Raw genomic sequence first — 12,129 nt, 5'->3', positions numbered from 1 at the left:
GGCCGGGAAGTCAGACGTGTCCACGGGCACTCCACAGTTCGGGGAAGACGACGGCCGCCGACCGCTTCTCCAGCCAGGCGACCCCGGCGGAGCCGCCGGTGCCCGGCTTGGAGCCCATGGCGCGGCGGGTGGCGACGAGATGGTCGGTGCGCCACCGGCCGACCAGCTCGGCGACGTCGGTGAGCGCCTCGCCGAGCCGCGCCAGATCCGGGTGGGCGCCGGGGTCCGCGTAGACGGCGGCCCAGGCACGCTCGACGCCCTCCGACGGCTCGTATCTGCGGGTCAGGTCCCGCGCGAGCACCTCGGCAGGCACCGGCAGGCCGCGCCGGGCGAGCAGCCGCAGCACCACGTCGTACAGGCTCGGCTGGGCGAGCGCCTTCTCCAGCTCCGCGTGGACGCGCGGCGCGCCCCGGTGGGGCACCAGCATCGAGGCGGACTTCTCACCGAGCAGGAACTCCATCCGCCGGTACATCGCGGACTGGAAGCCCGAACCCTCGCCGAGCGCGCCGCGGTAGGCGTTGAACTGGGCCGGGGTGAGGCGCGCGATCGGCCGCCACGACGCGTTGAGCGCCGCGAACTCCTGCGCGGAGCGCTCCAGCGCGTCCAGCGCGACGGCCGTCCGGTCCTCGTCGAGCGCGCGGGACGCGGTCTCCCACTCGTGCACGATCACGGTGAACCACAGCTCCATGACCTGCGTGGTGACGAGGAATACCATCTCGCCCGGGTCGTCGGACCGCAGCTGCTGGGCGTGCGTGAGCAGGTCGGCCTTGACGTAGTCCTCGTACGGGGTGGTCCCCGCGAAGTCGAGGTTCGGGGTCTCGGGGTCGTCGGACATCACTGTCTCCGTTGGCATCCCGGGTAGCGGTCCGCTCCGCCCCGCAACCGCGCGGGTGCGAAGCCCCGGTCCCCACCGCGTATGGTAATCCGGGCCCCGGTGGCCCGCAGGCCGGCCCGCCGGGCACGGCGGGCCTCCCCCGTGCGGCCGCCCGGGGCCCACGCCCCCGCCGGTGCGGCCGCTCAGCCCAGCGTGTCCGCCGCGGTCGGCGACGAGTCCCGCAGGAACGCCGTGCAGCGCTCGTACTCGTCCTGCTCGCCGATCTCCTGCGCCGCCCGCGCCAGCGCGTGCAGCGCGCGCAGGAAGCCGCGGTTCGGCTCGTGCTCCCACGGCACAGGGCCGTGGCCCTTCCAGCCCGCGCGGCGCAGCGAGTCGAGCCCCCGGTGGTAGCCGGTGCGCGCGTACGCGTACGACTCGACGACGCGGCCGCCCGTCCACGCGTCGTCGGCGAGCAGCGCCCAGGCGAGGGACGACGTCGGGTACTTCGCGGCGACGTCGGCGGGGGACGCGCCCCCCGCCAGCAGTTCACGCGGCTCAGGGCTGTCGGGCAGATGGGTGGGGGGAGGCCCCCCGAGCAGGTTCTCGTGGATCGACATACCTACAGTCTGCCTTGCGGCGGCGGCGCGGACGGGGGCGTGTCCCCTCCTCGCGAAGGCTCCCCGGGAGGCGCTCCCGAGGGCCCCGCCGAGGCCGCCCCCGGAGGCTCGCTCCGGGCCGCCCCCGCCGCCTCGTCCGCCTGCTCACGCACCGGTTCGAGCGGCGGCGCCACCACCCCGCAGTTGACCCGGCACTCCGGCACGGCTGCGGGCTCCCCGCCCGCCGCGGCGGGCGCCGCCCTGCGCACCGTGAGGAACGCGAGCACCGCGCCCACCAGCAGCACCCCCGCGCACATCGGCATCGCCCTGTCGAAGGCGTGCTCGAACGCGGGAGGCGACCGGTAGACCTCGGGGCCCATGCCCGCGAGCAGCGGCAGCGCCGCCACCGCGATCAGGCCCGCCGCCCGCGCCGCCGCGTTGTTCACGCCGCTCGCGAGACCCGCCCTGCCGGTGTCGACGGACGCGAGCACGGTCGAGGTGAGCGGCGCGACCAGGGTGACCATCCCCGCGCCCTGCACGATCAGCGCGGGCAGCACGTCCACCGGATAGGAGGCGTGCGCGCCGACCCGGGTCATCAGCAGCATGCCCGCGGCGCACAGCAGCGGCCCCACGGTCAGCGGGACGCGTGGGCCGATCCGGTCGGCGAGCTGCCCGGAGCGCGCGGAGAACAGCAGCATCAGCACCGTCGTGGGCAGCAGCGCGGTGCCCGCGGCGAGCGCCGAGTAGCCCGCCACGACCTGGAGCTGGAGCGTCGCGAGGAAGAAGAAGCCGCCGAAGGCCGCGTACACGCACAGCGTCACCAGGTTCACGTTGGTGAACTGGCGCGAGGAGAAGATCGTCAGCGGCAGCATCGGGTCGGGCCGCCGCCGCTCGACCCCCACGAACACCGCGCCCACCAGCACCCCCGCGGCGCCCGCCCACCACGCGGCGCCGATCAGGGCGTACGTCACCAGCGCGAGCGCCGCCGCGCCCAGCACCCCGCCCGCCACGTCGAACCGCCCGTGGTGCTGCGGGTCCCGCGACTCCGGTACGTGCCTGAGGGCGACCGGCACGCACAGCGCGGCCAGCGGCAGGTTGATCAGGAAAACCCAGCGCCAGCCCGGCCCGTCCACCAGCCAGCCGCCGACGAAGGGGCCCACGGCAGCCCCGACGCCGCCGAGCCCCGACCAGATGCCGACCGCCCGCGACCGGTCGTCCGGGTGGAAGCTCGCCTGGATCAGGGCGAGCGACCCGGGCGTCAGCAGCGCGCCGCCGACGCCCTGGAGGGCGCGGGCGGTGATCAGGACCTCCGCGTTGGGCGCGAGCCCGCACAGCAGCGAGCCGAGCGCGAACCAGACGACGCCGAGCACGAAGACGTTGCGCCGCCCGTAGCGGTCCCCGAGCGAGCCGCCGAGGAGGATGAGGCCGGCGAGCGTCACCGTGTAGGCGTTGACGATCCACTGGAGCGCGCCGAGCCGCGCGTCCAGGTCGTCGCCGATGTGCGGCAGGGCGACGTTGACGACGGTCGAGTCGAGCAGGGCCATGCTGGAGCCGAGCACCGTGGTGAGGATGACCCAGCGCCCCTTGGCCGAGGACAGGCGGATGTCCATACCCCGGATCATCCCCGCAGGGGCCGCCCCTGGCGACCCGGTCGACGCGACGGGTCCCGAGTCGGCCGGTTCCGTACGGCCCGCCTCCGTAGGATCGCCTCCGTACGGCCCGCCTCCGTACGGCACAGGCGGGCCCGGCCTGCCCCGGGCACACCGCGGGCCCGGCCCCCGCGCGCGAGGACCGGGCCCGTTGTGAGCGCCGTACCGGCGGCCGGCCCGCTACTTGATGCGCGTTCCCGCGGACCGCAGCGACTCGCACGCCTGCGTCACCCGCGCGGCCATGCCGGCCTCCGCGACCTTGCCCCAGGTGCGCGGGTCGTACGTCTTCTTCGAGCCGACCTCGCCGTCGACCTTCAGCACGCCGTCGTAGTTCTTGAACATGTGGTCCGCGACGGGGCGGGTGAAGGCGTACTGCGTGTCCGTGTCCAGGTTCATCTTCACGACGCCGTTCTGCAGCGCGGTGGCGATCTCCTCCTCGGACGAGCCGGAGCCGCCGTGGAAGACGAAGTCGAAGGGCTGGCTGCCCGCGGGCTTGCCGTACTTCTCCGCGACGCCGTCCTGGAGCTGCTTGAGCAGCTCGGGGCGGAGCACCACGTTGCCCGGCTTGTACACGCCGTGGACGTTGCCGAACGACGCCGCCAGCAGGTAGCGGCCCTTCTCGCCGAGGCCGAGCGCCTCCGCGGTACGCAGCGCGTCGTCGACGGTCGTGTACAGCTTGTCGTTGATCTCGTGGCTGACGCCGTCCTCCTCGCCGCCGGTCGGGGTGATCTCGACCTCCAGGACGATCTTCGCGGCGGCGGCCTTAGCGAGCAGTTCCTCGCCGATGGCGAGGTTGTCGGCGAGCGTCTCCGCCGAGCCGTCCCACATGTGGGACTGGAACAGCGGGTTGCGGCCGGCCTTCACACGCTCGGCGGAGATGTCGAGCAGCGGGCGGACATAGCCGTCCAGCTTGTCCTTGGGACAGTGGTCGGTGTGCAGCGCCACCGTGATGCCGTACTTCTCCGCGACGACGTGCGCGAACTCGGCCAGCGCCACCGCGCCCGTGACCATGTCCTTCTTGTACTGGCCGCCCAGGAACTCGGCGCCGCCCGTCGACATCTGGATGATGCCGTCGCTCTCCGCCTCGGCGAAACCACGCAGGGCGGCGTGCAGGGTCTGGGACGACGTCACATTGATGGCCGGATAGGCGAACTTGCCTGCCTTCGCCCGGTCGAGCATCTCGGCGTAGATCTCGGGGGTTGCGATGGGCATGGTGCCGCTCCTATGTGATGTGCGGTTGAGGTACGTGCGTGTCCCTGACCTGGGGGCGACGTCGTCGTCGCCCCGTATCTTTCCAGACTCAGACGAGACCGAGGTCGGCGGCGGTGCAGGCGGCCACGTACGGCAGGCCGGCGTCCGCGACCGCGCGCGCGGCGCCCCGGTCCACGATCACCGCGACGGCGACGACCTCGCCGCCCGCGGCGCGCACCGCCTCCACCGCGGTCAGCGGCGAGCCGCCGGTGGTGGAGGTGTCCTCGACCACGAGGCAGCGCCGCCCCTTCACGTCGGTCCCCTCGATCCGGCGCTTCATGCCGTGCTGCTTCTGCTCCTTGCGCACGACGTACGCGTCGAGGCGCCGCCCGCGCGCGGCCGCGGCGTGCAGCATCGACGTGGCGACGGGGTCGGCGCCCAGCGTGAGCCCGCCGACGCAGTCGTAGTCGAGGCCCGCGGTGGCGTCGAGCATCACCTGTCCGACGAGCGGCGCCGCGTGGCCGTCGAGGGTGACGCGCCGCATGTCGATGTACCAGTCGGCCTCGATGCCCGAGGAGAGCGTCACCTTGCCGTGCACCACGGCGAGGTCCTTGATCGACTGCAGCAGCTCGCCCTTGGAGTCGTTCGTAGAGGTCATGACCCCGAGCTTAGAGGCGCTCCCACGACCAGGTTGCGGCGAGTTCCAGCGGTTCGAGCCTGGTGACGAGCTGGGGGTCCGTGTTGAGCCCGTCCGGCGGCCCCGACTGGGCCTCCACGCAGACGGCCTCGGCCTGCTCGTCGTAGACGACGACCCAGCGGGCCGGGCTCGACACGGTCAGCGCGAGCTGCCCCGGCCAGGTCAGGGTCGCCTCGACGCCGTCCGGCATGCCGAAGCAGTCGTCCCAGGGTCCTGGCAGCGGGTCGACGCGGCGGCCGGTCGGCAGGTGGTCGTCGCCGCGCTCCAGCTGGAAGGCGGGCGCGAACGCGAGGGCCGCGTCCTCGCCGCCGAGGTTCCTGTTGAACCACGGGTGCCAGCCGACCTGCGCGGGGAACGACTCCGAGCGGGTCTCCACGCCGAGCGTCAGCTCCAGCGAGTCCTCCGTGAGCGTGAAGGTCTGTGTGACGAGCCCCGCGTACGGCCAGGGCTCGCCCAGCTCGTAGGTGAGCACCGCCGAGGTGTCCTCGGCGTGCCGCACCCGCCAGGCGGTGTCGCGGCCGGTGCCGTGGATGGCGTGCGGCGGGGAGTTCAGCGGCATCTGGTGGCGCGTCTCGCCGTTGCGGAACCGGCCCTGCGCGATGCGGCCGCACCACGGGACCATCGGGAAGCACCCGTACCGCGGCCCCTGCCGCAGCAGCTCGGCGCCGCCGATGACGAGGCTGCTGACCCTGGCGCCGTTGTCGGCCGCGATCCCGACGCTGACGTCGCCCGCGGCAAGTTTCAGATCACTCACACGAGCAGCGTAGTTCGCCCGTCTGCGCCGCCGCGCACACGGCGGGGGGGGGCGCCGGGCGCGCTGGGCGCGGCGCCGGCCGCCGCTCACGGTCCGCCGGGCCGCACATACTGCCGCGGAGGCGCGCGCCCCGCCGCTCAGCGCCGCCGCCGCAGCGCCCTGGTGACGACCACGGCGGAGGCGAGGGCGAGCGCGGCGGCGGGGGCCACCCAGCGCAGGGAGCCCACGGCGGTCGCGGCCTCGGGCAGCGGGATGGGCGCGTAGCGGCCGCGGGGCGGCGCGTGGTCGACCTCCTCGGCGCTGCGGCCGATCATGGTCCTGCGGGCGTGCGCGGCCTCGGCGGGCGGGCCGTCGTCGTCGGCGGCGTCCTCGCCCGCGTCGTCGGGGCCGGCGCCGCCCGCGTCGTAGGCGGCGTCGTCCAGGTCGTCGAAGCCCTCGGGGATGTGGAAGTCGCCGTCCCCCGCGACCGTGTCGCCCGCGAGCGGCACGTCGGGCGACGACGGCGCCGACGAGCCGGGCGCCGAGGGGGACGTGCCCTTCGGCGGCAGCGGCCGCGCCGCCTCGTCCGCGCTGTCCGGGGCTCCGGGGGCGGCGTCCTTGTGCGGGGCGCTCTCGTCTGCGAGGCGGGCGGCGAACCGATCCAGCAGCCGCCGCGCGGCCTGGGTCGCCGTCGCGGGCGGCAGGTCGGCGAGCCGGCCCTCCGCGCGGGAGACGCCCGTGAAGCCCAGGTCCGTGCCGTTGGTGGCGGCGGGCCCCGCGCCGCCGGGCGGCGGCGCGGACACGGAGACCGCGGGCGCGAGCCGCACGTCCAGCGTGATGGAGACCGAGCCCGTGCCGCGGACCTCCTCGCCCTCCGCCCTGACCGTGAAGACGCCGTCGTCCTCCTCGGTCACGTCGAGCGCGCCCCGGTAGGTGATCGTGTGGCCGCCCGCCCTGACCTTCAGGCGGCCGGTGATCGCCCCCTGCCCGTCCTCCGCGTCCTGCTGGAACGCGGGGACGCACCGGGCGACCCGCGCCGGGTCACGCAGCGTGCGCCGCAGTGCCTCCGCCGTAACCGGAACGAACACCTCGTGGTCCATGGGACCGAGCCTACTTAAGCACCGCCCCCACGGCGCTCACTCGCCGTATCTCGGGTGAACGAGAGTCGAGGGCGGCAGCCCGGCCGCCCAGCGCGGCCTGGCACGCGCCGCGGCCAGGGCGTCCGCGCGCAGGCCCGCGGGATCCAGCGACCGCAGCTTCGGCGCGTCGGCGGCGAGGCGCGGCACCGGCGCCGTGCCGCCGCGCGCGGCCAGCAGGAACCCCCAGTCCTGCCGCGCGGTGTCGCGGCCGACGCGCTTCGTCCTGTCGGGCCCGCTCGCGAAGCCGTCCGCGGGGCCCGGCACCCGGTAGGGCGCCGTACGGAACCCGGCCGCGCGCACCGTCGCGTCCACCGTCCAGAAGGCCCGCGGGTCGGCCGCCGGGGAGGCGCCGTGCACCACGAGCCGCCCGCCGGGCGCGAGGGCGCGGGCCGCGAGGCCGTAGAACTCCTGCGAGTAGAGCTTCGCGCTCGATGTGATGCCGGGGTTCGGCAGGTCGGAGACGATCACGTCGAACCGGCCGTCGCCGCCGGTGCGCACCGCGCGCCGCAGCCAGGTGAAGGCGTCGCCGACCACCGCGTGCAGCCGCGGGTCGCGGTAGGCGTGGGCGTTGAGGGCGCTGAGCGCCGGGTCCTCACGGGCCAGGTGCTCGACCTCCCCGTCGATGTCCACCACCGTGACGGAGGCGACGTCCCGGTAGGTGAGCGCCTCACGCGCCGCGAGCCCGTCCCCGCCGCCGAGGATCAGCACCCGGGCGTGCGGGCCCGCCATCGCCGGGTGCACGAGGCCCTCGTCGTAGCGGTACTCGTCCCGGCCGCTGACCCGGAGCCTGCCGTCCAGGTACAGGTCGAGCGGGCCCCGCGCGCCGCCGGTGAGCACGATCTCCTGGGAGCTCGTGTGCACCGCGACCCGCACGCCCGGCCCGTACACCGCGGAGCGTGCGGCCCGCTCGAAGTCGCCGACCGTCGCGGCGGCCACCGCGAGGACCGCGAGCACGACGACGTTCGCCGTCAGCAGCAGCCAGCGTGCCCGGGGGGAGAGGTCGCGGCCGAACAGCCACAGCACCAGCGCTCCCCCCGCCACCACGTTCACCCCGCCGGTCACCATCGCCGCGGTCAGCTGCCCGAGCCACGGCAGCAGCAGGAAGGGGAAGGCGAGGCCGCCCACGAGGGCGCCCACGTAGTCCGCCGCGAACAGGTCGGCGACGGCCGCGCCCGCGTCCTGCCGCGACACCCGCTGGATCAACGTCATCAGCAGCGGGATCTCCGCACCCGTCAGCACCCCGATCGCCAGCGAGAAGGCGACGATCGCGCCGCGCGACTCGCCGAGCCACGCGAAACTCGCGTACAGCGCGAGCGCCGACATCCCGCCGACCAGCGCGAGGACCGACTCCACCAGGCCGAACCCGACGGCGGCCCGCGTCCGCAGCCGCTTCGCGAGGAGCGAGCCGATGCCCATGGCGAACACCATCACCGAGAGCACCACGGAGGCCTGGGTGACCGAGTCCCCGATGAGGTACGAGCCGAGGGCGACCAGTTCGAGCTCGTACACCAGCCCGCAGGCCGCGCAGACGAACACCACGACCAGCACCAGGAATTTGACCGCGTCGGCGCGCACCGGCAGCCGGGAACCGCGGCAGGGCGAGGTCGGCCCGGTCGGCGTCGGGCCGCGCTGCGCCGTGGCGTACTGGTCGATCATGTGGTCACGCTACGTCACAAACCACGTGCTCACCGTCACCCACACGGGTGCATCTCCCGGCTTACACGTCAACGGGCGGGCGAATCCGCCTCAGCCCACGGCGGCGGGCACCCGTACCCCGACCCGGGTACGGGTCACGACGAGCTGCCCCTCCTGCGGGTACGCGTGCCAGGTGCGCCAGCGCACCGCGCCCTCGTCGCGGTGGGCGAGCAGCGCGGTGAACGCGTACGGCGAGCCGGGGAAGGTCCCCGCGAGTCCGTTCGGATGGTCGGCGACCAGCGCGAGCAACTCCTGTGCGCGCCCGGCGAACCGGCCCTGCGACAGGTGCTCCACGCGCGCCGCGAACTCGTACTCCCAGGTGCCGACGCGCTCGGAGACGCCGAGCGGCAGCGGGGTGGTGCGGCCGGGGAGGCACGCCACGGTCTCCGAGCACGCACCCCCGCCCTCTTCGAGGAGCACCTGGTGGGAGGCGCCGAGCAGCCGCAGCTGGAGTCTCGCGCCCGCGAGGTCGAGGTCGAGCGTGGCGAGGGCCGGCAGCGGCCCGCGCCCCAGCGCCCAGGCCAGGTCGGCGGCGCGGGTGTCGGTGTAGGCGGTATGGAGGGTGGTGAGCATGGAACGGCTCCGCAGACACACGTGACGGATGGGCCGGGGGCAGCCCCGGGAGACCGGGGTCGTCCCCGGTCGGGAAAGAGGTTGGGGGACGGCGGCGAAGGGCCGCCTCCTCGTCTCCGCGGGAAGGTCCCGGGAGCCCGAGGGCTGTCGAAGACACGCTCAGCGAATCACGAAGTCCGCTGCACCCACAGCGGTTTTACCCAACTTGGCAGGGTTTCCATCCGCTCGGGGGCGGAGGTGTTCAGGTGTTCAGATCACCCCACCGGCAGGCACCCGCACGCCCGCGCCGCCCGAGGAGGGCCGCGGCCGGTGCGCCGTCAGTTGCCCCCGCAGGAACTGCCGCCGCCGCCGCAGGAACTGCCGCCGCCGCAGGAGCTGCCGCCCCCACACGAGTGGCCCCCGTGCCCGCCGCCGCCTCCGCACGAGTGGCCGCCGTGGTGGCCACCGCCGCCGCCATGGTGGTGCGAGCCGTGGTGCCCGCCGCCGTGCCGCGGGTCCGCCGCCGCACCGCCCCCGGCCCACCAACTGCCCTCACCGGCCGAAGAACCGCCGGCCCCCCGCTTCCCCCGCTTCGTCCCCCGCCGCGCCCCGAAGGCCACGAACAGCGCCAGCACGACGATTACCGCGATGATCCACACCGGAACATCACCAGCCTTCCCCCGTAGGTGTCCTGGTCTGTCGTCTCCCCACCCGCGCGCGTCCCAAAGCCGTGTTGCGGAACTGTCGAGGAACGCCCGGGTTTCCCGGACATCCCGCGCCGCCCGGCGGCCTCAGCCGGCGAGCCGGGCGAGGCGCTCCACCGCGTCCGCGAGGGCCTCGGGGCGCTTGCAGAAGGAGAAGCGGACCAGCCAGTCGGGGCCCTGCGCGGTCCGGAAGGCGGCGGTGGGGATCGCCACGACGCCCACGCGTCCTGGCAGGTCGCGGCAGAAGGCGGTGCCGTCGTGGTAGCCGGCGGGGCGCACGTCGGCCTGGACGAAGTAGCCCGCGTCCGCGCGGAAGGGACGCAGGCCGGCCGCGCGCAGGCCCTCCGTCAACACATCGCGGTTCGCCCGCAGTTCTGCGCGCAGGCCGGCCGCCCACTGCTCCACGCCGTCGAGCGCGCGGGCCAGCGCCGCCTGGTAGGGCGTGCCGGAGGCGTACGTGAGGAACTGCTTGGCGGCGTTCACCGCGGTCACGAGCGGCGCCGGCCCGCACACCCAACCGACCTTCCAGCCGGTCGTGTTGAAGGTCTTGCCCGCGCTGGACACCACGAGGGTGCGCTGCCGCATGCCGGGCAGCGCGGCGATGGGCAGGTGCGGCTCGTCCGCGTAGACGAGGTGCTCGTACACCTCGTCGGTGACGACGGTCAGGCCGTGCTCCGCCGACACCTCGGCGACGGCGGCGAGTTCGGCGCGGGTGAAGACCTTTCCCGTCGGGTTGTGCGGGGTGTTGAGGAGCAGTACGCGCGTCCTGGGCGTCACGGCGGCGCGCAGCGCGTCCGCGTCAAGCGCGAAGCCGTCGCCGTCCGGGACGAGGGGCACCCCGACGAGGGTGGCGCCCGCGAGGCGCGCGTCGGCCGCGTACGCGTCGTAGCAGGGGTCGAAGGCGACGACCTCGTCGCCGGGGTCGCACAGCGCCAGCAGCGCGGCGGCCAGCGCCTCTGTCGCGCCGGTGGTGACGAGGACCTCGGCCGCCGGGTCGTAGGCGAGCCCGTACAGGCGCCGCTGGTGCGCGGCGACGGCCTCACGCAGCGCGGGCAGGCCCACGGCGGGCGGGTACTGGTTGTGCCCTGCGAGCACGGCGTCCGCGACGTCCCGCAGCAGCGCGGGCGGGCTCGCGAGCTCCGGCACGCCCTGGCCGAGGTTGACCGCGCCGGTGGCGCGCGCCAGCTCCGTCATCTCCGTGAAGATCGAGGTCGCCATCCCCCGCACCCGCGCCGCGGGCCGCGGGGCCGTACCGCTCACCGTGTCCATCGAGGCCTCTCCCGCTCCGTGCCGCGGGGGCCGTCTCCCCGCGCTCCTGGCCACCCTAGGCCGTGTCGTACTGGGCCCGTACGGCCTCGGCGGCGCGGCCCGCGCGGGGAGACGGGAAAGCCGCCGGCCCCCGGCACCGCGTGCGGTGCCCGGGGGCCGGCGGCTTCGCGCCTCGGCAGGGGCCGCTACGCGTCCTCGGGCTTCTCGTCGCCGGGCTCAAGGCCCAGCTGCTCCACCAGCCACTTGTCGAACTCGATCGACGCGCGCACCCAGCTCACCGTCGACGACACGAAGTGGTCGAGACCCACTCCGGTGCCGATCAGCATCTGCGCCTCGCCGATCAGGCGGACGGTCGGCGGGCCGTCGTCCTCCTCGTGCACGTGGCTGTAGACCTTCGGCCACAGGGTGCGGCGGTTCCAGTCGTCGATCAGCTCAAGGAGCCGCAGCTTGTCGTCGACGCCGTGCGGCCGGTCGTAGAACGTGCGGACGGAGAAGACCTGCTGCTCCTCGTCCCCCCGGAACATGAAGTACGTGCGGAATTCCTCCCACGGCGCGGCGAGGTCGCCCTCGTCGTCGACGACGTACTTCAGTTCCATCTGGTCGAGGAGCTGCTTGACCAGGTCCTGGTCGGGGACGACGACGGGAGCCGCCGCTCCAGAAGCCGGCTCCGGCTCGGGGCGCCCCCCGAAGTTGGGAATCGCGGACGGATCGATGCTCACCGTGTTTATCCCTTCGTACGGTTCCCGCCATCCTCCCTCATCACAGCAGGGCGATGGCAAGCCGGGCAGGCACGCGCCGCGCGGCTCCCGCGACGGGCCCGCGCGCCGGGGGCCCCGCCCCCGGACCAGGTCGCCTGCCCGACCCGCGACCGCTTACACGGGCCACGGCGGCCCCAAATCCCGGAACACCGTGTATCCCGGAACACCGTCCCGCCCGTGTCCGGCGCGGCTGCGCGGTGGCGGGCGTGGCGAACGCGGCGGCGGCCCGTCGCCCGGGGTGAGCCGGGTGGCGGGCCGCCTGTGCTCGGGTGCCGCGGGGGGGTGCCCCTATGGGTTTCGTCAAGCTGATGGGGCGGGCTGTGGGTCGTAGA

At 74.7% G+C, this 12,129-nt stretch carries 11 protein-coding genes; all 11 read right to left on the bottom strand.

Annotated elements, in window-relative coordinates; genetic code table 11:
- Positions 1–10 precede the first annotated feature (10 nt).
- The 11 genes from ABEA77_RS12770 to ABEA77_RS12715 all read right to left on the bottom strand — a co-directional run bounded on the left by ABEA77_RS12770 (position 11) and on the right by ABEA77_RS12715 (position 11,758).
- Positions 11–835 carry a tryptophan 2,3-dioxygenase family protein gene (locus ABEA77_RS12770; RefSeq protein WP_345645579.1) on the bottom strand — a complete coding sequence of 275 codons (825 nt, stop codon included), beginning with the start codon at positions 833–835 and terminating at the stop codon, positions 11–13.
- A 182-nt stretch (positions 836–1,017) separates the two neighbouring features.
- Complete coding sequence (locus ABEA77_RS12765) at positions 1,018–1,431, bottom strand: DUF3151 domain-containing protein (protein WP_345645576.1); 414 nt, start codon at positions 1,429–1,431, stop codon at positions 1,018–1,020.
- Between the two features lie 2 nt (positions 1,432–1,433).
- Positions 1,434–3,020: an MFS transporter gene (locus ABEA77_RS12760; RefSeq protein ID WP_345645574.1), complete on the bottom strand. Its 1,587-nt coding sequence runs from the start codon at positions 3,018–3,020 to the stop codon at positions 1,434–1,436.
- Between the two features lie 219 nt (positions 3,021–3,239).
- Positions 3,240–4,271, bottom strand: a complete 1,032-nt coding sequence (gene fbaA / locus ABEA77_RS12755) for a class II fructose-bisphosphate aldolase (protein WP_345645572.1) — start codon at positions 4,269–4,271, stop codon at positions 3,240–3,242.
- An 88-nt stretch (positions 4,272–4,359) separates the two neighbouring features.
- Positions 4,360–4,908 carry an orotate phosphoribosyltransferase gene (gene pyrE, locus ABEA77_RS12750; RefSeq protein ID WP_345645569.1) on the bottom strand — a complete coding sequence of 183 codons (549 nt, stop codon included), beginning with the start codon at positions 4,906–4,908 and terminating at the stop codon, positions 4,360–4,362.
- A gap of 10 nt (positions 4,909–4,918) precedes the next feature.
- Entirely contained in the window at positions 4,919–5,701 is a 783-nt protein-coding gene (locus tag ABEA77_RS12745) for an aldose epimerase family protein (protein WP_345645566.1), read from the bottom strand.
- 137 nt (positions 5,702–5,838) lie between these two features.
- Positions 5,839–6,780 (bottom strand): SRPBCC family protein, encoded by a 942-nt coding sequence (locus tag ABEA77_RS12740; RefSeq protein ID WP_345645564.1) that lies wholly within the window; start codon positions 6,778–6,780, stop codon positions 5,839–5,841.
- Between the two features lie 36 nt (positions 6,781–6,816).
- The gene (locus tag ABEA77_RS12735) at positions 6,817–8,475 is read right to left on the bottom strand and encodes a polyamine aminopropyltransferase (protein WP_345645561.1); all 1,659 of its coding nucleotides are present in this window, start codon (positions 8,473–8,475) and stop codon (positions 6,817–6,819) included.
- Positions 8,476–8,565: 90 nt separating this feature from the next.
- Positions 8,566–9,087 carry a DUF2617 family protein gene (locus ABEA77_RS12730; protein WP_345645558.1) on the bottom strand — a complete coding sequence of 174 codons (522 nt, stop codon included), beginning with the start codon at positions 9,085–9,087 and terminating at the stop codon, positions 8,566–8,568.
- Between the two features lie 770 nt (positions 9,088–9,857).
- On the bottom strand, positions 9,858–11,039 hold the full coding sequence (locus tag ABEA77_RS12720) for an aminotransferase class I/II-fold pyridoxal phosphate-dependent enzyme (protein WP_345645553.1): 1,182 nt from the start codon (positions 11,037–11,039) through the stop codon (positions 9,858–9,860).
- Between the two features lie 185 nt (positions 11,040–11,224).
- A complete protein-coding gene (locus ABEA77_RS12715) occupies positions 11,225–11,758 on the bottom strand; it encodes a YbjN domain-containing protein (RefSeq protein ID WP_345645551.1) in 534 nt (177 codons plus the stop codon).
- Between the last annotated feature and the right edge of the window lie 371 nt (positions 11,759–12,129).

Origin of the sequence: Streptomyces tremellae, assembly GCF_039540215.1 — a bacterium.
GTDB classification, from domain to species: Bacteria; Actinomycetota; Actinomycetes; order Streptomycetales; family Streptomycetaceae; genus Streptomyces; species Streptomyces tremellae.
The sequence above is the reverse complement of the archived record's forward strand: the minus strand, read 5'-3'. Positions and strand labels throughout refer to the sequence as shown.

What these genes read in the sequence shown, in the direction of transcription:
- ABEA77_RS12770 (WP_345645579.1), bottom strand. Translation starts at nt 835, where the DNA reads ATGTCCGACGACCCCGAGACCCCGAACCTCGACTTCGCGGGGACCACC.
- ABEA77_RS12765 (WP_345645576.1), bottom strand. Translation starts at nt 1,431, where the DNA reads ATGTCGATCCACGAGAACCTGCTCGGGGGGCCTCCCCCCACCCATCTG.
- ABEA77_RS12760 (WP_345645574.1), bottom strand. Translation starts at nt 3,020, where the DNA reads ATGGACATCCGCCTGTCCTCGGCCAAGGGGCGCTGGGTCATCCTCACC.
- fbaA (WP_345645572.1), bottom strand. Translation starts at nt 4,271, where the DNA reads ATGCCCATCGCAACCCCCGAGATCTACGCCGAGATGCTCGACCGGGCG.
- pyrE (WP_345645569.1), bottom strand. Translation starts at nt 4,908, where the DNA reads ATGACCTCTACGAACGACTCCAAGGGCGAGCTGCTGCAGTCGATCAAG.
- ABEA77_RS12740 (WP_345645564.1), bottom strand. Translation starts at nt 6,780, where the DNA reads ATGGACCACGAGGTGTTCGTTCCGGTTACGGCGGAGGCACTGCGGCGC.
- ABEA77_RS12735 (WP_345645561.1), bottom strand. Translation starts at nt 8,475, where the DNA reads ATGATCGACCAGTACGCCACGGCGCAGCGCGGCCCGACGCCGACCGGG.
- ABEA77_RS12730 (WP_345645558.1), bottom strand. Translation starts at nt 9,087, where the DNA reads ATGCTCACCACCCTCCATACCGCCTACACCGACACCCGCGCCGCCGAC.
- ABEA77_RS12720 (WP_345645553.1), bottom strand. Translation starts at nt 11,039, where the DNA reads ATGGACACGGTGAGCGGTACGGCCCCGCGGCCCGCGGCGCGGGTGCGG.